This window comes from Ruegeria sp. CF5 (genome assembly GCF_056537325.1).
Genome location: NZ_JBQFRI010000012.1, coordinates 69,177 through 89,985, shown reverse-complemented (window position 1 = coordinate 89,985; position 20,809 = coordinate 69,177). Strand labels below are relative to the sequence as shown.

21 protein-coding genes and 2 pseudogenes are annotated in these 20,809 nt (G+C 53.5%); 12 read left to right on the top strand and 11 right to left on the bottom strand.

What is annotated here, in order from left to right:
* Nucleotides 1–90: 90 nt before the first annotated feature.
* Complete coding sequence (locus ACR0NW_RS21440) at nucleotides 91–3,048, bottom strand: hypothetical protein (RefSeq protein WP_480452635.1); 2,958 nt, start codon at nucleotides 3,046–3,048, stop codon at nucleotides 91–93.
* A 568-nt stretch (nucleotides 3,049–3,616) separates the two neighbouring features.
* Between ACR0NW_RS21440 and ACR0NW_RS21435 the strand changes: the two are divergent.
* The 4 genes and pseudogenes from ACR0NW_RS21435 to ACR0NW_RS21420 form a co-directional block, all read left to right on the top strand.
* Nucleotides 3,617–3,779, top strand: a pseudogene (locus ACR0NW_RS21435) (IS6 family transposase); the annotation flags it as partial.
* A 66-nt stretch (nucleotides 3,780–3,845) separates the two neighbouring features.
* Nucleotides 3,846–4,088: pseudogene (locus ACR0NW_RS21430) on the top strand (transposase); the annotation flags it as partial.
* 84 nt (nucleotides 4,089–4,172) lie between these two features.
* Complete coding sequence (locus ACR0NW_RS21425) at nucleotides 4,173–4,853, top strand: IS6 family transposase (protein ID WP_480452637.1); 681 nt, start codon at nucleotides 4,173–4,175, stop codon at nucleotides 4,851–4,853.
* Nucleotides 4,854–4,877: 24 nt separating this feature from the next.
* A complete protein-coding gene (locus ACR0NW_RS21420) occupies nucleotides 4,878–5,237 on the top strand; it encodes a GFA family protein (protein WP_480452639.1) in 360 nt (119 codons plus the stop codon).
* 136 nt (nucleotides 5,238–5,373) lie between these two features.
* Here ACR0NW_RS21420 and ACR0NW_RS21415 read toward each other — a convergent pair whose 3' ends face one another.
* From ACR0NW_RS21415 to ACR0NW_RS21400, 4 genes are all read right to left on the bottom strand, one after another.
* Nucleotides 5,374–5,997: a class I SAM-dependent methyltransferase gene (locus tag ACR0NW_RS21415; protein WP_480452640.1), complete on the bottom strand. Its 624-nt coding sequence runs from the start codon at nucleotides 5,995–5,997 to the stop codon at nucleotides 5,374–5,376.
* Between the two features lie 9 nt (nucleotides 5,998–6,006).
* A complete protein-coding gene (pssA, locus tag ACR0NW_RS21410; protein ID WP_480452642.1) occupies nucleotides 6,007–6,756 on the bottom strand; it encodes a CDP-diacylglycerol--serine O-phosphatidyltransferase in 750 nt (249 codons plus the stop codon).
* 12 nt (nucleotides 6,757–6,768) lie between these two features.
* Entirely contained in the window at nucleotides 6,769–7,443 is a 675-nt protein-coding gene (locus tag ACR0NW_RS21405; protein WP_480452644.1) for a phosphatidylserine decarboxylase, read from the bottom strand.
* 328 nt (nucleotides 7,444–7,771) lie between these two features.
* Nucleotides 7,772–7,954, bottom strand: a complete 183-nt coding sequence (locus ACR0NW_RS21400; protein WP_480452645.1) for a hypothetical protein — start codon at nucleotides 7,952–7,954, stop codon at nucleotides 7,772–7,774.
* A gap of 211 nt (nucleotides 7,955–8,165) precedes the next feature.
* Here ACR0NW_RS21400 and ACR0NW_RS21395 point away from each other — a divergent pair, with 211 nt between their 5' ends.
* Complete coding sequence (locus ACR0NW_RS21395) at nucleotides 8,166–8,786, top strand: hypothetical protein (RefSeq protein ID WP_480452647.1); 621 nt, start codon at nucleotides 8,166–8,168, stop codon at nucleotides 8,784–8,786.
* A complete protein-coding gene (locus ACR0NW_RS21390; RefSeq protein WP_480452649.1) occupies nucleotides 8,770–9,453 on the top strand; it encodes an IS6 family transposase in 684 nt (227 codons plus the stop codon). Before ACR0NW_RS21395 ends, ACR0NW_RS21390 begins: the two co-directional genes overlap by 17 nt.
* On the opposite strand, the gene ACR0NW_RS21385 is transcribed toward ACR0NW_RS21390, so the two are convergent.
* Nucleotides 9,434–9,784 (bottom strand): nuclear transport factor 2 family protein, encoded by a 351-nt coding sequence (locus ACR0NW_RS21385; RefSeq protein ID WP_480452651.1) that lies wholly within the window; start codon nucleotides 9,782–9,784, stop codon nucleotides 9,434–9,436. The genes ACR0NW_RS21390 and ACR0NW_RS21385 overlap by 20 nt on opposite strands.
* Before the next feature lie 411 nt (nucleotides 9,785–10,195).
* On the opposite strand from ACR0NW_RS21385, the gene ACR0NW_RS21380 reads away from it, so the two are divergent.
* The 4 genes from ACR0NW_RS21380 to ACR0NW_RS21365 all read left to right on the top strand — a co-directional run bounded on the left by ACR0NW_RS21380 (nucleotide 10,196) and on the right by ACR0NW_RS21365 (nucleotide 13,614).
* Nucleotides 10,196–10,795 (top strand): hypothetical protein, encoded by a 600-nt coding sequence (locus ACR0NW_RS21380; RefSeq protein WP_480452653.1) that lies wholly within the window; start codon nucleotides 10,196–10,198, stop codon nucleotides 10,793–10,795.
* Between the two features lie 215 nt (nucleotides 10,796–11,010).
* Nucleotides 11,011–11,796 carry a DEAD/DEAH box helicase family protein gene (locus ACR0NW_RS21375; protein WP_480452654.1) on the top strand — a complete coding sequence of 262 codons (786 nt, stop codon included), beginning with the start codon at nucleotides 11,011–11,013 and terminating at the stop codon, nucleotides 11,794–11,796.
* 525 nt (nucleotides 11,797–12,321) lie between these two features.
* Nucleotides 12,322–12,528 carry a cold-shock protein gene (locus ACR0NW_RS21370; protein WP_170328727.1) on the top strand — a complete coding sequence of 69 codons (207 nt, stop codon included), beginning with the start codon at nucleotides 12,322–12,324 and terminating at the stop codon, nucleotides 12,526–12,528.
* Between the two features lie 72 nt (nucleotides 12,529–12,600).
* A complete protein-coding gene (locus ACR0NW_RS21365) occupies nucleotides 12,601–13,614 on the top strand; it encodes a fatty acid desaturase (RefSeq protein ID WP_170657599.1) in 1,014 nt (337 codons plus the stop codon).
* Here the strand turns inward: ACR0NW_RS21365 and ACR0NW_RS21360 are convergent.
* Both ACR0NW_RS21360 and ACR0NW_RS21355 read right to left on the bottom strand, forming a co-directional pair.
* On the bottom strand, nucleotides 13,606–13,854 hold the full coding sequence (locus ACR0NW_RS21360) for a ParB N-terminal domain-containing protein (protein WP_039524390.1): 249 nt from the start codon (nucleotides 13,852–13,854) through the stop codon (nucleotides 13,606–13,608). The genes ACR0NW_RS21365 and ACR0NW_RS21360 overlap by 9 nt on opposite strands.
* Before the next feature lie 74 nt (nucleotides 13,855–13,928).
* Nucleotides 13,929–14,618, bottom strand: a complete 690-nt coding sequence (locus ACR0NW_RS21355; RefSeq protein ID WP_170469384.1) for a hypothetical protein — start codon at nucleotides 14,616–14,618, stop codon at nucleotides 13,929–13,931.
* A 1,816-nt stretch (nucleotides 14,619–16,434) separates the two neighbouring features.
* Between ACR0NW_RS21355 and ACR0NW_RS21350 the strand changes: the two genes are divergently transcribed.
* The gene (locus ACR0NW_RS21350; RefSeq protein ID WP_480452656.1) at nucleotides 16,435–16,851 is read left to right on the top strand and encodes a hypothetical protein; all 417 of its coding nucleotides are present in this window, start codon (nucleotides 16,435–16,437) and stop codon (nucleotides 16,849–16,851) included.
* A 132-nt stretch (nucleotides 16,852–16,983) separates the two neighbouring features.
* The gene (locus ACR0NW_RS21345) at nucleotides 16,984–17,508 is read left to right on the top strand and encodes a flavodoxin domain-containing protein (RefSeq protein ID WP_480452658.1); all 525 of its coding nucleotides are present in this window, start codon (nucleotides 16,984–16,986) and stop codon (nucleotides 17,506–17,508) included.
* A 284-nt stretch (nucleotides 17,509–17,792) separates the two neighbouring features.
* On the opposite strand, the gene ACR0NW_RS21340 is transcribed toward ACR0NW_RS21345, so the two are convergent.
* The 3 genes from ACR0NW_RS21340 to ACR0NW_RS21330 all read right to left on the bottom strand — a co-directional run bounded on the left by ACR0NW_RS21340 (nucleotide 17,793) and on the right by ACR0NW_RS21330 (nucleotide 20,502).
* Nucleotides 17,793–18,122: an ArsR/SmtB family transcription factor gene (locus ACR0NW_RS21340; protein WP_480452660.1), complete on the bottom strand. Its 330-nt coding sequence runs from the start codon at nucleotides 18,120–18,122 to the stop codon at nucleotides 17,793–17,795.
* Nucleotides 18,123–18,325: 203 nt separating this feature from the next.
* Complete coding sequence (locus ACR0NW_RS21335) at nucleotides 18,326–20,140, bottom strand: relaxase/mobilization nuclease domain-containing protein (RefSeq protein ID WP_480452661.1); 1,815 nt, start codon at nucleotides 20,138–20,140, stop codon at nucleotides 18,326–18,328.
* Complete coding sequence (locus ACR0NW_RS21330) at nucleotides 20,137–20,502, bottom strand: hypothetical protein (RefSeq protein ID WP_480791901.1); 366 nt, start codon at nucleotides 20,500–20,502, stop codon at nucleotides 20,137–20,139. The genes ACR0NW_RS21335 and ACR0NW_RS21330 overlap by 4 nt, the downstream gene beginning before the upstream one ends.
* Nucleotides 20,503–20,809: the final 307 nt, after the last annotated feature.

Below are 20,809 nucleotides of genomic sequence, written 5' to 3'. Positions count from 1 at the left end.
TGTTGACAGCTGTAAACTTGCCGGAAGGATCAACAGGTCCGGCGTGCCGGTCGATATGGCAGGGGCAGTGTACTGCCCCTGCCCTTGCTGTCAGGCCAGTTGATCGAACCCTATTTCGATCAACTGCGTGAAAAGCAAACCGCTGTCATCAAGGATGGGGTTATTGGCGTCAGCCTCAAGATTGGCGCGGTTCAGGTCTTCGGCCTGAATGTCAATCAGGGTGGTGATGTTGCCGCCATTGCCCAAGACTTCGATCTCAAGGTTCCCCTCGACTTCGCGGATGTCGATCTGATCGCCGCTCAGCGCGTTGAAATCAAATCTGTCGGTGCCAGAGTCAAACCCTTCGATCCGGGTTTGGACGCCCCAATTCCAGTTGATATCAACGGTGTCGCGCCCATCCCCAAGGGCCACTGTTCCACCCGGCGCCGGGTCGGTGGGCATTGGATCGGTTGCATCGCCCGAGCTGCCACTCTCGTCGACCGACTCCGTTGCGCCACCGGTGAGGTCACCGGTGCGGATCTGGAAACCGTCGGTGCTTGCCCCTGCGGGGGCTGCGGGGGTCAGCAAAACCGTTCGGTCAACCAGGGTGACATCGTTCTGATCAAAGCCGAAGGGGGTTTCCAGGTTGTCCTCCATCACCTGATCGAAATGAAACTCTACCAATCCGGGGATCAGGTCGGCCTTGGCGACATCCGTAAGGGTCATGCTCTGACCGCTGGGCAGGGTCGAGATCACCAGACCTGCATCGGTATCCTCGACCGACAACCTTTCGCGGGTGCCAAAATAGAGGAAACTGATTTTCATCGTGGACGGGTCAAAATCGTCGATCACCTCGGCGCGGCCATATTCGTGGCTGCGGATGTAAATCGTGTCGGCGTCGCGCGGGCCAACGCCCTGCTCCCAAGAAATCACGCCGCCCATATCCTGGCGGAAATGTTCGTTCCCGACCACACCGAAATTGTCGACGGTCACATCCTGAAAGCCGACACCCTGTACGATTTGCGCTGCATCGGACCAGGGGCTGTCGATCACAATCTCGCCTGCGGGCGATTTGGTTATGATCATGCCGTGAACCGAGGTTCCTCCGAAATCCAGCTGATCGGTTGCAGGGTCGAAATCGGTAAGGTCATCCGCGTTACTGTCTGCCTTGAACACTCGTCCTCCGGCGTCGGTACTGCCGATCACCTCGGCCGGGTTCGAACCGTCGGCGTCATCAGTCAGGGTGTAACCGCCGGTCTCGGGGGTGGACACGTCCTGCCCCAATACGCTGGCGATTTCATTCAGCACGCTCTGATCGTCGACCGAGAAATTGGCCATGGTCAGGTCTTCGAGGCCGAACCCGGTGAATAAGGTTTGTGTCGTCACGCCATCAGTGGTGATGCTGATGCGAACCGTCATTCCGAGCGCATCGCCGGATTCCTCGAAGATCTCAAAATCGCTCGCAGCCACGTTCGCGCTGATTTCGACGACATCACCCATGGCCGGCATGAAACCGTCAACCACCTGCGCCGGGCTGTCATAACCGACGGCGACGTGCATGTGAGTGTGCCCGTGGCCATCTCCGTGACCATTGTTGCCATCGTGGTTGTTGATCAGCGTCGCCAGCTCGTCGCGGACCGTGACATCCAGCGCATAAATGTTTTGCGCAGCCAGCATGTCCAGCGTGACATCTTGCAGCGTGACGCTCTGGTTGTTCGAGGGAACTGCGATTTCGACCGCACCATCGACCTCGGAAATCTCTAGCGCATCAGCTCCGATCCAATCGACAAAGATCGTGTCGCTTGCGGGGTCGAAATTTTCGACAACCGGGTTGCTGCCCCAGGTCCATGTCACAACCACGTCCGCATTCTGCTTGGTGATTGCCGGATTTTCAAAAGCGCCACCAGAATCGTGCGGGGCAGGGGAGGGGGCCGGAGCCGGACCCGGGTCGGGCTCAGGTACTGGTTCAGGCGTGGGATCGGGGTCCGGGGCCGGGGAGGTGTTCCCGATCAGGCTCAGAATTTCCTGTGCGGCAGTGTCGTCCAGAATGGTGAAGTTGACAGCTGTCAACTCAGCCAGTGTTACTCCGACCAGTGTCAACGACTGTTGGTTCGACGGGACCGAAAACACAACCGATCCACTGGCTTCGGTAACGTCCAGATTGGCGGCCGGTATCCAGTCGACAAAGATCGTATCCGTTGCTGGATCGAAATCGGTAACCTGGGTCTCGGCCCCGTAAGACCAGGTCAGGACGACATCGGCGCTGTCCTGGTCGACGTTGGCTGTCCCATCTGGTGTGCCTCCAGTATCGGTGCCACCACCCGAACCGGCATCGGGCGTGCCCATACCCTCGTCTCCGGTTTTTCGGTCCTCATAAAACGCGATCATGTCCGCCGCCGCAGGACTGTCGTAACCGCCAAACTGAGCGATATATTGTAGGATCGAAGTCCCATATTCATCGGTCGATACTGCGCCACCAAGCAACAGGTTCAGCGTGCCATAGGCACCACGCAAATGCGCTGCGGCCAGAAGGCCGGTCAGTGTCAGCTCGACCGTGACTGTGGCGCCGGTGCCGTCGGTGTAGCCGGTGGTCTGGCCTATGAAGTCACTCAAATCCCGCCCCGCGTTCTGCAGGCCGTTTTCTATGATCCGAAGATTCAGGCCAAACGCCTCCTGAATGGCGACGGTCTGGGCTTGTTTGGTTGTAAAACTTTCCAGCGACGTGACACCGTTCTTGCCTGTCCAACTGCCATCCCAAGTGTTGGTCGCGGCACCATTGCCATAGAATTGGTTGTCGTCGTAGTAACCCAGATCGATCAGCAGTGCCTCGCCGAACTGAAAGCCGACGAAACCCAGCGAGTTCATCGATCTGTAGGCCATCGTCTGCCATTCGTCACTATTCAGGTCACCCCAGCTGCTGTAGTCGGGAAAGAATTCAGCGACTGCCCCCCCGGCCCATGTGTCGAGTTGCCAGTCCTGAATGACGCCTGCGTCGTATCGTTCTCGGTCCCAGCCGGATTCGAACGCCAGCAGCGCCGAGAGGAAATCAGTGAATGTACCGTTAGACATGGTGAGTGATCTTTCGTCTTAAGGTTGATGTTTTGCGCGAAGATTTCGCGTAGGTATCAACAAAAACACAAGAGTCATGCCATGATGTGTTCAAATCTTTAGGGCGCTCCGTCATCGGCGATTTATTGCAAATTATCTTTTCTATCAGCGGTTTTCCGTTAACTGTCAGGGATCGCGCACCCATCGGTTAACAGATCATGTAAGACTGATCCGGTCGGGAAAGCCACACAGATATATGGTCTCTGCCAATGATAGGCATGGGATGGATTGAAATATTCTGCAACTGTAGATTGTACAATTCGCGCAGGCGTCTGTATGTCTCGCCCTTGCCTCATAGGTGACCAGCGCGGACGCGCAACTGAAACAGGCAGATTCACCTTCGACCCTTTTTCTTGTCGCACGCCGCCTACCGGGAAAACCGCAAAAAGGTGAGAGGAGCAGAGCCCGACTGTTCCACGCGGCTGAGAATACCCGCGTTTGTCCGGCTTTGTTGCAAAGTTTTGGCTGTTGACGCGCTTGCGTTTAGCGCGTGGATGGCTTTCGGTCCCAACGAGTCGAAAGCCAACTCATGATCTCCTTCAAAGGCGCGATATCCCAAGGATGTGATCCTCTTTGCCGTGTTCTTTTACGTGCGATACGGCGTGTCGTACCGTAATCTTGAAGGAATCATATCCGAGCGTGGCGTTGCAGTAGATCACACGACGCTGAACCGTTGGGTTACAAAATACGCTAGGCTCAGGACCCATTGATTTCCGTTTGGCTGCGTGATTCATCGCGTTCAAAAAATGAGCGGTGATATGTCTGATCTTTTCTGGTTGAGCGACGAGCAAATGGCGCGTCTGGCGCCATTCTTCCCAAAGTCCCACGGCAAACCTCGCGTTGATGACAGGCGTGTCTTGAGTGGGATTATCTTCATCAATCGCAACGGGTTACGGTGGCGCGATGCACCTAGGGAATGTGGACCACACAAGACGCTCTATAATCGTTGGAAGCGATGGAGTGACAAAGGTATCTTTGCCCAGATGTTGGTCGGCTTGGCGGATCTGTTGCAAATTTTTGACCATTGACCTTCATGGAGTTAGCGCCTGACTGGCAAATAGCATTATTCAGTTGAAAGTCTTCTCATGATCTCCTTCAAAGGCGCGCATTATCCGAAGGACGTTATCCTGTTCGCCGTGTTTTTCTATGTCCGGTACGGCGTGTCATATCGGGATCTGGAAGAGATCATGGCAGAGCGCGGCGTGTCGGTCGATCATACGACGCTGAACCGTTGGGTAGCGAGGTACGCTGGTGCTATTGCTGAAACTGCGCGTCGCCGAAAAATGCTTTGTGATCGTTCGTGGAGGATGGATGAGACTTATATCAAAGTGAAAGGCGCGTGGGTCTATCTCTACCGAGCCGTCGACAAACACGGCAAAACCCTTGATTTCATGCTTTCGCAGCGCCGAAACAAGCCAGCCGCCATAAAGTTCTTTGCTCGAATGATGGAGATCAACGGCCTTCCCAGGAAGATTGTTATCGACAAGAGCGGAGCCAATACCGCTGGTATCAAGGCTATCAACAAAATGCTCAAAGGCTTTGGCTGCCCAATTCCAATCGAGATGGTGAGGCGCAAGTATCTCAATAACATCGTGGAACAGGACCACCGTTTCATCAAGCGGCGTACTCGACTGATGCTGGGGTTCAAAGCCTTCGTTTCAGCAGCGGCGACGCTGGACGGGATTGAGGTCGCGAACATGATCCGCAAAGGTCAATTCACGCCCGGAATCTGTCCTTTCAAGCAGTTCGCGGAGCTAGCCGCTTAAGTCAGACTCGCTCGCTGAAACGACATGTTGCGTTCAAAACTTCGCAACAGAGCCCATTGCGGTTCTGTAAAATTCACATTTTCGGTACCGGACATCGATCATGCAATGCGATGCGATTGTTCGTTATGTTCCCGTAAAGGCATGGTGATGAGTGCAAAAGTAATACCGCCTGAAGATTTTAAAATCAGGTGTGAGCAGGGTGTTCTCTCAAGTTACCAATTTGGCACGGAAACGGCGCGGCACTTTTTTTGCAATCGCTGCGGAATTCATACATTCGTCGAGACGCGGCTGAACCCGGGCCACTATCGAGTTAACCTCGGATGCATCGATGAGTTGGACGCTCTTCGCCTACCTGAGGTAATCTATGACGGAAGAAATCTCTGACGCGACCAAGGCGCCTCTTGTGGTCAGAAAATCTCAAATACAATGACGTGGCCAACGATCTAGCTCCGAGATGAATTGACATATGTGTTCTGGCTCGGCTGCCCGAAACTGAAAAAGCGGCCAAAGGTACTGGGTACTACGCGGCTTCAGATTTCCTCAGCACCAGAAAGGTCATCATCCCCAGCGGTGGAAGGGGTCTTTGCTCTTCGACGACAAGGGCATCCTCTTTCAACACTGTTTCGATCTCGAAATCAGAATGCCAGCCAATTGTATTTGCCAGCGGGGCAAAGACGCGTTCCAAAGATGCAAGCAGCCCCCGCTTACGTTGGAAATGGTTGGTGATTACCACTCTGCCGCCCGGTTTGCAGACCCTCGTTATTTCCGCCATCACCTTTTCCGGTTCAGGAACGACGGACAGCACATGCATCGCCGCAACCGTATCGAAATGGTTGTCGGGGAAATCAAGCGTGCGGGCATCCATTTGCCTCAGTTCCGCGACATGGCTCAGCGATAGGTCCCTTACTTTGTCGCGCGCCTTTTGCAGCATGTCCTCGCTGAAATCGATTCCGGTCACCTGCGCCTCGGGCCCGTAATGTTCCAGGGACAGCCCGGTGCCCACGCCAACCTCCAGAACTTTTCCAGGACGTCTGTTGATATAATCAACCGCATGCTGCCGCCCGACATTGGTGACGGCCCCAAACGTCTTGTCATAGACAGGCGCCCAGCGAGCGTAGGAGGTTTGAACGGCTTTGATGTCCATATCGAGTCCTTAACGGTTAGAAGGTACTTCCCTGTCAATCCACGCCCAAGCGACCATTCCCACATATCCGACACAAAGCGCGATCAGCGTGGCCCAGGCAAAGGTCAGCAGAGCGGTCCCCACAACAGCGACACCGATGAGAAAATACTTAACGTTCTCACGGGAGACCCTTGTGGTCTTGAAAGACCAGGTCGGAATGCGGCTGATGAGCAAAAGGCCAATGATCACCATGTAGATGCATATCAATATGCTGGGCAGCAAAGGGGCATCCGCGAAAGCAAAGGACAGATACATCGGCAACATGACCAGCAGTGCCCCTGCGGGAGCCGGAACCCCTTCGAAATAGGCGTTGTCCTGATCGCAGGTCTCGGATTTGCCACCCACGTTAAACCGCGCCAGACGCATAACACAGCACACTGCAAAAAACAGAACGGCGATCCACGCCGCGCTGCGTATATCCTGCAAGGCCCAGAAATAGAGAACGAGCGGTGGCGCGACCCCGAAGTTCAGGAAATCTGCAAGTGAGTCCAGCTCCGCCCCCAGTTTGCTGTCACTGCTGAGAAGGCGGGCAATGCGGCCATCCAGCCCATCCAGCACACAGGCGGCAATAATGAGCTGCACCGCAAGTACGTAGTTGCCCTGAACGCCAAATCTGATTGCTGACAGGCCCGCGCAAATGGCCGTTATCGTCAGCGCATTGGGCAGCAATTGGATTAAAGCAAACCCGGTCTCTTCTTTCTGTTTGGTTGGTTCTGTCACTGATCCAACCACCTACTTTTCATTGGGTGTTTGTAAGCTTGCAAGGATCGTTTCACCTGCAATCATCGTTTGCCCAACACGCACCTGCGGGTCCACGCCTTCTGGAAGATAGACATCCAGACGAGACCCGAAACGGATCAATCCAAACCGGTCTCCTGTTTGCATCTCGTCGCCGGGTTTCGTGAAGCAGACGATCCGTCTGGCCACCAGGCCAGCAATCTGGACAACGGCCAAGTCCTGACCGTCTTTCATACTGATACGCAGGCTGTTGCGCTCGTTATCGGCACTGGCTTTGTCCAGGGATGCGTTGAAGAACTTGCCGGGGCGGTAGGCAACTGCGGTTATCTCACCTTCAATAGGCGTCCGGTTCACATGACAGTTAAAGACACTCATGAACACACTGACACGGGTGAGAGGCGTGTTGGGCATCCCAAGTTCCTTCGGTGGCACTGCCGCTTCGATCAGCGACACCACCCCGTCCGCAGGGCTAACAATCAGGCCTTCTCCTGTCGGTGGTACACGTTCAGGATCGCGAAAGAAATAGTAGCACCAAACCGTGAGGCCGACGCCAATCCAGCCCAGAATGTCGGACAGGAGAAACAGACCGACCGTTATGGCGGCAAAGATCGCGACAAACCGAATACCTTCCGGATGCATTGGTTTGATGAACGTATCGCGCATGCGCATCGCAAGCTTCCCTCAGGTCAAATGTCGGCACTTTGATAAGTGGATTGGTGTGGAACGCAAGTGTGAATAATACTGCCGGTTGCAATCTTTGGAGGCGTACTACAATTCAAAGAATATAACTGATAACATTTTCGAAGCGTCGGTTTGGGCGGTTGACTTGAGGGGCAATTAAAGCGACCCGATGAACTGAACCATTGCCGGCTGAAGCCGTTTCTCGCAACCAAGCTAAAACCTCACTGATTTCGCCATGCAGAGATACAATGCGCAAGCCAAACTATGTTAAATTCCACGATCTCTAACCACTCTACCTAATCACGGGATCAATTTCTCAAAGACGAAGGCGCGCCGTGGGAGAAAGCTCAACCACCTTTAACCCACTTTTAGATGCGACGCTTACCTGCCCGTTGTTCCACGCATAGACGAGCACCACTGTTTTGCCAGTATGGACGTCCTGCACCTCAATAATTGGTTCGGCTCTTTTTGCGCGCTCGTTTGGTTGCTGTGTCTGCATTTTCGTTCCTTGGTATCCAGAAGGTCCATTCCTCAAAATCCAGCGTCAGGCGAAGGCTAGGGGACTTTCGACTGTACGATTTTTTGCTCATCGCCCTGGGAAACGGTGCGGATTTTGGCTCAACTTATAGCTGAGTACCTCGGTTCGTTGACAATCCCACGAAACGAAACGACACAAGACGAAATGGAACGAAACGAAAGCGTGGAAGCCATTGATCAAGCGTGGGAAATATTTTGTTCCTCCGCCGAAAAACGGCAGCGACATCAAAGAGCTCTTTAAGTACTTGATGTCTGTCGGCGCTGGTCTTCCGACTGATGAGTCCGGATTGCCCGCCGGCTCCTGGACGCCAGAGCTTCTTGCGAGCACCATCTCGCATTTCGAGTCTAATAAAACGGGCGTAGACCTTCGGACCGTTCAGCATTGGTTTCAGGACAATGACAAGGGTATTAGCGCCGACAACATTTATTGGCTGGCGCGCGTATTCGGCTGTGACGATCCCGACGCCATCGCCGCGTGGAGGGCAGAACTCAATACCGCCAACAGGCGTTTAGCGACAAAGCGAAGAGAGATGCGGAGTGCTCAAAAGCGCGAAACGAACCTCTCTGATGGTGCTTCCAAGGGCGGCGATCAAGATGCGATCGCGAATACAGGGAACCGCGATTTTTCATTGGAACCAAAGCGGATATCTGGACTGGTGGGACGAACGGAAGCGATGTTCAGTGCTCGTTCTTCAGGTTCTGTCGCAAACTCCGTCCCCACCTGTCAGATCGAACGCAGTTCTGTTAACGCGGGCTGGAATATGACAGGAGCAAACTGTGACGATCTCATTTAAGGGTGCGCATTTTCCGAAAGACGTGATTTTGCACGCGGTTTTCTTCTACCTACGCTACGGTGTTTCATACCGGGATCTGGAAGAAATCATGGCGGAACGCGGCGTTGATCTGGATCATGCAACACTGAACCGCTGGGTCAGTCGATATGCTGGCCTCATTGCGGACGCAGCGCGGTATAGAAAGCGTCCCGCCGACCGTTCGTGGCGAATGGATGAAACATATGTGCGGATCAAAGGGAAATGGGTATATCTTTATCGAGCGATCGATAAACACGGCAAGACCCTGGATTTCATGTTGTCTGAGCGTCGGAATAAAGCCGCTGCGACGAGGTTCTTCGCCCGCGCGCTTGAGGTGAACGGTTTACCGCGCAAGATCGTCATCGACAAAAGTGGTGCTAACACGGCCGGCATCAAGGCGATCAATAAAATGCTGAAAGGTTTTGGTTGTCCGATCTCGACTGAGATGGTTAGGCGGAAGTACCTCAATAACATCATTGAACAGGATCACCGCTTCATCAAACGAAGGATCAGACTCATGCTAGGGTTCAAATCTTTCGCTTCAGCCGCATCTGCCCTGGCAGGCGTAGAATTGGTCAACATGATCCGCAAAGGTCAATTCACGCCCGGACTCCGTCCGTTTCAGCAGTTCATCCAACTGTCAGGATAATCGCCTCTCCAGTATCTTCAATACAACTCTCAAAGAAATTTGCGACAGAACCCCCTGAAAGGCGAAAATCATGCAGCAACACAGAAGAACCAGGAAAATCACGGAAGAACGGTGCCGCGTAATCGGAAGCAATCGCTTCCCGACCTTGAATCGCTTTGCCGGAATTGAGCCGCGCCGCCCCGTTTTCAGCGAAATGTGCTGCCACTTGCCTCGGATCGTTGGAACTCCACGCTGCAGCGTACGAAGAAGCCTTCTTTAGCGCATCAGCAAACAACATTTCGGTTGCCCCTTTCTCGAACATGCCACTCTTAGGCTTTGAAGGTGAGCCCATAGATGTATCTTAGACGTGTAAGTGCAATAAGTCAGAGGTAACCGCGTTTCAGGCGTCCGATCACAGCGCAGCGAAAGAGCGCTCCTCCGATCCGGGCGTTCGCAAAATTCGCAGCGACAGCGTCGGGCGCACCCAATTAACTGTTTTCTGCGGAGGTGACGAAAGTCGGCTACACTTTTGAGCTATCCGACATATCAGCGCATGTCTCGCGTGAGTCGATGCCATGTTCTCTAATTCGTGAGCACTATTCCGTGGACCCAATCAGAGCACACGACTAGCATCAGTGATTACACAGCACGAAGGGAGACACACATGTCAAAGTTCACCAAAAGAACACCTGCCCATGGGATTGCTGCACTCGTTATCTGCTGCATCGCGGCGACCGCACACGCGCAATCGGCAGGCGAGGAAATGTCGTTCTTCATCACTAGTGTGGGCAAGGGGGACGGTGCCAATCTGGGCGGACTAAAAGGTGCCGATGCTCATTGCAATGCGCTTGCTTCTGCGGCCGGTTCTTCCAAAACTTTTGCGGCTTATTTGAGCACCTCAATGTCCATTGATCGCAGCACTGACCCGATGACAATCACCGATGGCATTTCTGCGCGCGACCGGATCGGATCGGGTCCGTGGTACAATGCCAACGGAGAGCTCATCGCCAACAACGTTGAGGACCTGCACAGCGACAGCGTGAACATAAATCTACAGACCGCCGTCGACGAAAATGGTAACCCTGTCAATGGGCGTGGCAGTCAGCCGAACAAACATGACATTCTGACCGGCTCCGATTCCGCTGGATATTTCTCGACGGCAGGTGGCGACACGACATGCAGCAACTGGACTTCGAATAGTGAAGACGGGTCTGCAATTGTTGGACACCATGATCGTGTAGGTCTCAACGATGCTCGGAACATGATATCCTGGAACTCATCGCACGGCTCGCGTGGTTGCGGGGAGGAACATCTGCCACGTTCTGGCGGGGCAGGTCTGTTTTATTGCTTCGCAACTGACTGATCACGCAGCATTGATCCGCGCGTCGCCGTCATTGAACTTGGTATTGCCAATTCAGTTTTGGGGAACGCGCTCCGGAAGCGGTTATTGGGCGGCAAAGCCCAATTGCCGCTCCGGCCTGCGGCCGACACCGAATTAGGAGATTCGCAATTTCTATCGACAGTTTTGCGGACACTGAGATTGGAAGACACCTGGCCGACGCGGCACGTCGTCGCCGCATGGTTTTCTTTACCGGACTACCAGCATCTGGAAAGTCATTCCTGTTGCGTCAGCAGATATCCAATTCGGTCTCCTTGGGACGTCGTGTGCATATCATGCGTTGGGATACGGGGCTCGCGGCGTTTCAGACAGAAGACATCCTCGCAAGGTATCCGGATGTTTCGGATGGAACTCATCCGTTGATCCGAAAGGCAGCCGGATTGTGGGGCAGGAGAGCCCTGGCGCGATGGCTGTCAGAGAAAACCGACCCCACAGACATGATTATCGGTGAAGTCCCTATCATCGGAAACAGGTTTTCCGAGCTCATCCAGGCGCAGCCGGATCAGGTTGAACCAGCCTTAGCTTCCGAGGAAACCACATTCATCTATCCTGTACCCACAAAAAGCTTGCGTGCCAATCTTGAAGCCATCCGAAGGTCTACGTTTGCGGACCCAAAACATCCCGATGAGACCAGAGATGCGCCTCCATCGACAATGGAACTGGCCTGGCGCGAGACATGCGCCAAGGCTGCGGAATTGGGCTTGATCTCTGAGGTGGACATCCATTCTCCGTATGAGGAGGCGATCTATGTCCGATTTTTCGAGCACCTGCTGCAACACCGAAATGCCATCGGAATTGCCGTCGATACGATTTATTCAAATGCCGGGTCAGCCCATGACGTGAATGCAAACATCTTGGAACTCAGTGCAAGCCCAAACGAAGTGCAACGTGCTGTCGCAGAGGTAGAGGCTGTTTCTACAGTAGAAGAAGCTGCCCGAGACGTTGAAAACTGGTATCAAGTTTAGTTTCAGGCAATATTCCGCTCCTTAGGGCATCTCGAAAACTGCAAAGTCCGGTCTGGGCTGCGAACCTGCCAATCATGCAAGCTGCGGAGAACGGCAACTCTGAGCCGACTTTGACCGATGCTGCTCGATGCCCCAATGACAGCAATGCGCAGAAAGCAGACTTTGCAAAGTCTCGCTACGGCATCAAAACTGACGCTTATCGCTGTCTCGGATGTAGTAGGATAGATTCTCAAAAGCGGTCATTGATCTTTTGTACTGCCTACCCAAGCCGCCTTCGCGTTTGGATCGCAGAGCAACAGCGTCATCTCAACTTTTCGGGTTCTAAGCCAGACAGACTCAGATCCTCTGTTGTCCTTCGAAGCATCAAGGCTTGTATCAGGCGTACTCGAAGTCCATATACATCAGGCTTACGTTTTTCTTTTTCGACCAGCTGTCTCCCCAATTCGGCGTTCAGTCTCTCGATTCAGACCGACCACGCCGAGTCGCCGCAATGATGCGGGCGGCAAGTATTAGGAGACTTCCACCATGGCAAATGGCACAGTAAAATGGTTCAACTCGACCAAAGGTTTTGGCTTTATCGAGCCTGAAGATGGCAAGCGCGACGTGTTCGTACATATCTCAGCAGTCGAACGTTCCGGCCTTAGCGAATTGAAAGACGGTCAGAAGGTTACTTTTGACGTCGAAGCTGGCCGCGACGGACGCGAAAGCGCCGCCAATCTGGCACTCGCCTGACCTTTTAAGGGCACCCTTTTCGGGTGCCCTTTTGAACAATGGGCTACTATAAGCCGTTGGAGAACAAGTAACTTGCAACCTAAAGATTGGACGCGGGTGCTCGCGCAATACCGTGTTGCCGATGCGAAGCGCAGTGTTTTTGAACTTGCGATCACTGTTGTTCCCTTATTCGCGCTATGGGCCCTAGCGTGGTTTGCGTTATCTTTTAGTGTCTGGATCGCAATACTACTGGCCATCCTGAATTCCGCGTTTCTGGTCCGTATCTTTATCATTATGCATGATTGTGGTCATGGATCCTTCTTTAGAAACCGTACCGTTTGCAATTGGACAGGCCGGGTTTTGGGTGTCCTTGCGCTGACACCCTATGACGTTTGGCGGCAAAGCCATGCGATTCACCATGCCTCAACCGGTAACCTTGATCGGCGTGGTATGGGTGACATCCCTACATTGACCACTGAAGAATACCTGAAGCGGAAGTGGTTCGGGCGTGCCGCTTATCGTCTGACCCGGAATCCCATCTTCCTGTTCGGTGTTGCGCCGGTCTATACGTTCTTCCTTCAAAACCGCTTACCTCTTGGTTTCATGCGGTCGGGCTGGCTGTATTGGGCAAGTGCGATGGGAACAAACGTCGCGATTGCAGGGATATTGGCTCTGGTTTTTTGGGCCGGAGGCTTTGAGGTGTTGGTATATGTTTTCCTGCCAACCATGATTGTCGCATCATCGATTGGTATTTGGCTTTTCTATATTCAACACCAGTTTGAGCACACGACCTGGGAACGGGAAGAGGGGTGGAATCTTCAGAACGCCGCATTCTATGGAAGTTCTCATTATGCCCTACCAGGCATCCTGCGGTGGTTCTCTGCTAATATCGGCGTACACCATGTTCACCACCTGGCCAGCCGCATACCGTTTTATCGGCTAAACGAGGTTTTGCGTGATCATTCTGAGTTGGAAAATTGCCAGCGTATTACTCTAAATGAGAGCTTTCATTGTGCACGCTTGCATCTTTGGGATGAAAAAAGTCAACGTCTGCTGACATTTTCCGAGGCTTTGTCGAACGCCAATTCCAATAGGCATTTAGTGTAGTCTGGCACGGACCAGATAGGCTTCGACCGTATCACCGCCCAAGGCGCGAATGGCCTCTAATCGGTGAAGGCCTTCAATCAGCACGAACCTCTTGTTGTCCGAGCGTATCTGGATCGGGGTCTTCTGGCCGTTCTTCAGAATATCTTCGGCTAGTGTCAGAACTTTTTGTTGATCAAGCGTTTTCGCCCGTTTCACAGGTACATAGATCAGGTCGAGCGGATATGGTCTTTTCTCCAACATAAGCTACGTCAGCAACCTTTCGTGCATTTGTTCCGGTTCAGAGTTCGCTACAAAAGCGGGGGCTGGAACGCACGTCATAGAACCGAGCGAACAGCATCGCGCAGTTCCTGATGCATGATCCAAGTAGCTGGTTCATCGTCACTTTCGACGTGAGAATATGCGATTACCTGAGCAGCACCGTCATTCTGTGCCGATCCGGCTTCGGGAAGTGCGAGTTCCAGATATTCTGCGATCAATAGTCCGATTTTCTTGAAGACCTTGATGGAGGCCTCGCGGGATTTGTAACCGGCCGCCTGAGACAAGTGACCAATGGTCAGACCTTCCTTGCCTGCGATTGTAAGTGCTTTGAGCATTGTGACCTGCGCAGGGGTGAGCCTGATCTGGCGCAATGCCTCGGCATATTCTCTTTCGCTGGGAACGAAGGTACCGGAGTTTCCCTCCAAACGGCGTTGACCGCTACGTTTCCTGTCTCGTTCTTCGAGAATTTCTTTTAAGGTTTCAATGGCCAATGCTGGTGTTTCGCCGACTGCATCGGCAATCATTGCCTGCGTTTTAGCTGGTGGCTTGGGGAATGCGCGCGCAACGCTGTTACCGCTCAGAATGCCAGCCTTGATCAAGTACTTTCCAAACTCTTCTTCAATCACCCCGGATACGTCAGCGTTCCGCGTCTTACGAACACTGCGGTCCTGAAATGCTCTTTGTTCCAAACCACGAGCTGACATCTTTGAGTCCGGAAGGGTCACTTGAGGGGCATTTTTACGCATCAGAAAAACACCACTACAACTATCGCCGCAACAAAAACCGCTAACGCGATAAACATCTTAACCCTGTAGGACCTGCGATGAGCCTTTTCGGCTTTGAGCATTTTGCCCAAGTTTTCGTCTATCGAGTTGTGGTTCACGGCTTGGTCCTTCCGGATATGTCGGGCGAGATTGATTTCCACCAACCTATTGTCGCGGCACATTTTCGGTGCACGTATCGTTCTGTCGTGTGAACGGCCGATTGCATTCCCAACCATCACCTCTTCGATTTAAGTGAGCATTTGAAGGGACAAGGATCGCAACGCACCTGTCCCGGTTTGCGCGAAAACCACGTTCGCATTTCCATCCGGAATAAGTTTCAGGTGCAAGATATGCATGCTGTGGAACAGCTACAGGATCACAACCGCTCTCCGTTGCTCTGTAACCTCTGAGGCACACCCAACCATCCGCGCTGTTTTTGTCAGTCAGGCGGCCATTGCTCGGGACATTAATCGAAACACAATCCTGGCCCTCCTTACGAAATCCCCAGTCACAGTGTATTTCCTGCGCGCCAAACCGGGTTTCGACGTATCCATTTTGAGGTGCAATCACTTCTTCACATTCTGCGCCGACACGCTGGAACAGCCGATTGCACTCCCACTGATCTCCGGTTGATGCAAGATAGGCATTTTCAGGAACACTTATCTCCTCACAAAGTTCTCCGACATTCTGAAAACCGTGATTGCATTCCCAGCCGCTGCCGTAGGAGCTACCCGTCAAATATGCGTTTTCTGGTACGTCTGTTCTTTGGCAGGATCCGTTCTTGTTTTCGAAACCTTCGTCACAAACCGATCCTTCGGCATTTCCTGCAACTTGGGCAGGAAGCTGCGTTCCTGAGAGCAACACTAAGAGTGTCGGGATCAAACAAAGAATGCAGCGCGTAAACACGATGAGTGACAGATTGAAACGGAGCCTGAGACCTGATCTATCCGGCATCGCGCACGCGATTTATGAGCCATGTTCTGTTCATACGGCGCCTTCTTTGATGGGTCACGCGATGACTGGAGCATGTCAGGTGACCGTTGCGAATGCTTGCGAGGAACGAGCTCATAGCGAAGACCCCAGCGAAACCCGTTCCTACGCTGGGGCACATGCTACAGTTAGTCTGAAGGCCATTGGATCATCGAAGCCGGCAGCATCGCGGCGACGAGTAATTTTTACCAATGCACGTTTGTGGTCCTTAGCCAGAATAGAGTCAAGGAAGTTTCCCTCGTCGCAACGCTAGTTCTGCCAAGGCAGGTGGTTTTGAAACAAGCACGTGACCAAGTAGCCTGGTGAACCGCCGAAAGAAGTTACTTGGCATTAATCGGTTGTTGTAGGGTTTTGGGGTCGGACCAGCAGCGAATGGCAGCTTAAGTCCGCGTCTCTCTTGTCGAGCCTGAGTGCGGCGAAAGAGCGGTACGTGATCAAGGTTTCCTCGTGGCTATGAATGACTGGCCTGACGTCATCAGCAGCAACGCAGCGACATTCGTGCCGCTCCTGTGAACTGATGCTGCGCAAGCACTCGCGGCGCGAGCAAATGGTTGATCTGTTACGCTTCTCGGGAATTGCAAAGTCTAATTGTGAATGTCCGTTTTGGGCTGTCTCCGGCCCTCCGGCGCAAGCGGGCCAATGGCGGGAAAGTCCCGCATTCCTGCCCGCGATCTGGTGTCAGACAAAGGTTCGCTTTTGGCGGATCATCCCATTGATGGCCAAATCTAATTCGGACAACTCCATGCCTCGGCACGTACGCATTGATATTGATCAAGCCGGCATTGGGTCGAACGTTTAAGTTGCTTGCGTGACAACGCTCAATCTAATCCTGAGAATAGCAATGATGTCTTCCTCTCCATCCTGGGTTCGTCCAATAGCAATTGCAGCAGCCTTCTTCGGTCTCCTGACCATATTTTCGGGAGGCACGGCTCTGTTTGGAGGTGCCGCTGCTAAAGCAGCAGTTGGAGATGCAGTGCCATTGGTGCTTTGGTTCAATTTCCTGGCTGGTTTCGTCTATTTGCTTGGCGCATTCGCACTTTATAAATCCAAAATCTGGGCACATCGAATTGCCTGGTTGATTGGCTTATCAACACTATTGGTATTCGTTGTCCTGATAATAATGGCTCTTGGTGGAACGCCATTTGAATGGCGAACCGTCGGTGCAATGACCATACGCACTGGTTTCTGGCTATCGATAGCCATTGCGCTTTCCAGGACAGCGTGAGCCAGCCAAACGACGTCGCGCCCATGCTCAACCAGCTTGGTGAGTCAGGCATTTTGATTGAGATCAAGTGCAAAGGCGAAAAGCTTCGGCATAGTTGGTGCGCTTTTCAGACCGATTTGCGGGAGGATCGGAATGACAGTGCTTATTGCCTACGGTACCGTTGAAGGCCAGACGGCAAAGATTGCTCGTTTTATCAACGACATCATACGAGACGCCGGCCACGAAACAAAGCTGATCAACACCAGCGATCAAACAAGTCTGTTGTCTCTGGAAGATGTGGATCACGTCATCCTGGCGGCTCCCGTCCATGAACGCCGACACCCCAAACCGTTCGAGACGTTTTTAGAAAGGAACAAGGGCGCATTTTCCATGCGAAAATCACTTGTGCTTTCTGTCAGCCTTAAGGCAGCGTTTCAGAAGGGCCAGGAAGACGCGCGGGACTATCTCACCGAAATGCTGATGCGGACAGAATTTGAACCGGACGCAACTGCTCTGGTCGCGGGGGCCGTGAAACCTGATAATTACGGGTATTTTGAAAAGGAGATCGTTCAACACGTTGTCTTACTAGGCCGGAAATTCGACCCACAGGATGGCGTAAAAGAGTTCACTGACTGGGATGCGTTGAAAGAAACCGTAGCAACATTCCTGGGCGACTAATTCAGCCAAAACCCCGTTCACACCGGTGCGGCTCAGCTTTATTGCAGGAGCTCGCCGGTTTGAGATCGCTCAGACGCAGTCAGGAACCCTCCCTTCCAGCAGCCTTCGAATAGCCGTGACGCGTTCACTGATCTCCAGAGCCACTCCAGGAACCGACCCGGTTTTTTCGGCTGAGGTGCTGGCGGGCTTGATTACCGCACTTTCAATCAACTTGCGTCCGGCTTCGATCGCTGCACAGTCCATCACCGCCAGCTCAGCCTGTCGCTTCCGATCCTGAAATGAAGTTATGTTCTCGATTTTGAACCTCTCACGTAATCACCCACATCTTCACAAAACAGTTCATACAATACCGCCACAATCGCTGAAACTCTTTGATCGGCAATCCTGTAGTAAATGTTCTTCCCGTCGCGCCTAGCCTCGATCAACCCTGCAAGGCGGAGCCGGGACAGCTGCTGCGAGGCTGCAGCCTGCCGCATGGAGAACATGTCCTGAATTTCGCTGACCGATTTCTCGCCAGTGAGAAGCAAACACAAAATCTGCAGACGGCCGTCATGCGCCATCGCTTTCAGAAAATCAGTCGCTTGAAGGGCGTTTTCGCTGAGGTCTGACTTCAAGTGGCGCTCCGGGAACAGTAATTCATCTTGATATCACAATCTCTGACAACAGTCTCTTCGCCGCGCGAGTGGCGGCGGATATGTTGTTGCAGGTGAGACAATCACATGGTGCCATTCTCACAAGAGCAACGAGAGGGCAACGCGATCGTGAACGCCCATCAGAACAACACGGCATTCCTCGCATCCACGATACACGAGCTATTCTACAAACTATGCCCATCATCCTCACGGGTGTGGGCAACCTGCTCTCGCGTATGAACAATCTCCTGCACAACCTCAGCAATCCTGCTCGACGCAATCTGGTGCAGCTCACCAACAACGGCTTCGGCATGTTGATAGCTATCCGGCACCCCTCGGTTGCGGAGATGAGCCGCCGCGGTTGAGATATCCGCCGCACGCCATGTCATCGTCGTGCCAAGCGTTACGTTTTCATGGTCGTTGTACCGGGCCAGGAACGCATTGCCATCAAGCCCGATGCGATTTGCGGAGCCGACGATCTCCTCCCTCACAGCCAGCCATTTCTCGGCTTCGGTCGGGTCCAATGCATCCAGCTGGGCCGCGCTCATGGGTGTGGTGTACCTGCTGTCCTCGATGGTGAAGGCCTGTAGATCCGGATCGTAAGGGCGTAGATCTGCAACCTCCCCTTTCAGCTCGCCGATCTGAACATCCATCGCGGCGCGCAGCCCGGGGTCTTCGACCTCCCGCGCAAGACCTTCCATGTTGTCGATGGACTTGAGGATGTCTGCCGTCTGCTCCTGCAATGTAACAAAGGCATCTTCGCCCAGATGGTCCTGCATGTAGCGGACATAGCGGCTGGATGCCGTGACATAGTCATCGGATGTCTGGAAATCGCTGTCGCCCACGATATCCGCAAGTGCGGACAAATGCGGATAGCTTTGCTCATCATTCCGAACGTCATTGATATGGGCGATGACCTGGGTCTTCAGATCGGGACCGATCGCTTCCAAGTCGGCTCCCGAACGACGGTGCTGCTCCAAGGCATCCATGACCGGTCGGGATACATAACTCGGACCTCCCGGATCACCATAGTCGTCAAAATGATTGGCCTGGTTCAGCAGATATTCCAGTCTTGAGACCACAGGGGCGTCTCCTTCTATGAGTTGGATGGCAAACTCTTCAATCTTCTCTTTGACGGCGTTGGCGCGCGCATCAAAGAGATCAGACATACGGGCGATAGACAGGGCCATCACATCGCCCGCTGCATCGCGGGCTTTTGCTTCGACGTCCGGCGTGGTCTCGACCACCGACATCCCGGCCTGAACCTTCCAGGTGTCGGTCTCCACTTCCTGACGCAAGCCACGTTCCAGACGGGTGGTGGCGGCTAGTTCAATTCCAAACTGTTCTGCCACCTCGACCTGGATCGACCGCAGCCGGTCGATATTCATTTCGCTGGTCATGCCGGTCTTGAGCCAGTGCCCATGATCCACACCTCGGCAGTTCACAACTAGATGGACATGAGGGTTCTCAGTGTCGTTGTGGAACACTGTCAGGTAATCCCAGGTGTCACCAAACTCTCCGCTGCTGAAGACGCGTTCTGCAAACTCAAGACCTGCCTCATGAGCCGCATCCGCATAGGTCCCTTCCGGAAAGGACACGATCATATGACGGGTATACCCATAGTTGGTTTTGCCTGAGAACCCATCCGCCCAGCTCTCGATGAGATCACCCACCTGATCCGCATCGAGTGGCGTCACCCCATTGTCCCGGATGTCCAGAACACCTTCAGCCCGAACGGTCAGGTAATTGATCTGACGACGCAGTTCCTGCGCGTTTTTCACCCCACCCTTTCTTACTATTTTGACAACCGCCTCCGGCTTGCCAAACACGGCCCCAAGCCGGGCTTTGACCGACGACGCGCGCGAGATCAGGAACTTCATTCGCCTGGCAGTTTGCAGCTGAACATCGATCCGCCGAGATTGATCGATCCCCTTCTGGGCTTCCCGGAAAGCAATCTCGAACAGGTCAGCTGCAGTGAGATCAAGGGCTGCCGTGGTCATGTACCGACACCCCCCTTTTCCTCACGCAGGATCCTCCGAATGGCGGCCTCCGGCTCCCGGTTCCTACGCGCCGCTGTGATCAACGCCTTCAGATCCTGGCGCTGCTGGATGATCGCACGATGGAGATTTTCGACGTCGCGCCGATCATCATCCGTCCAGATCACCGAGCCGCGCTTGGCCGATTTCGCAAGCTGATTCAGGTTCGTGTAACCCCCCTGAACCTGCCGCAAGTGTTTCTGCCAGAGATCCACAACAGCCGGGTCAGGATCGAGATAACCAATCAGCCGATAGATCAATCGCTGGATGATCTGGTTGCGGCTCTTCGCCCCGAGCGCGGTCACTGCCGCCTCCAAACGCTCCATCGCATCCACTGGCAAACGCACGGAAAAAACGGTGGTTTCTTTAGCCCTGCTCTCGCTCAAAACTTGCTCAATCAGCTATCAACTCTTGGTTGAATCATTTTGTAACACAACTACCTTATCCTGTCATACACTCCAAGAGGAAACCGGGGGTGATTTTAGAAATCCGCATTTTCTCAAATTGCCCCCGGAACAGTTTTGCTCTTGGAGGCAATCTCCACGCCGGAAAAAGGGTCCCGCCCCTTTTCCAACCAACAGGCGCGGGTGCCGGTGGACCGGCGCAGGGCAATCACGCGAAGCGGGGGCTGCC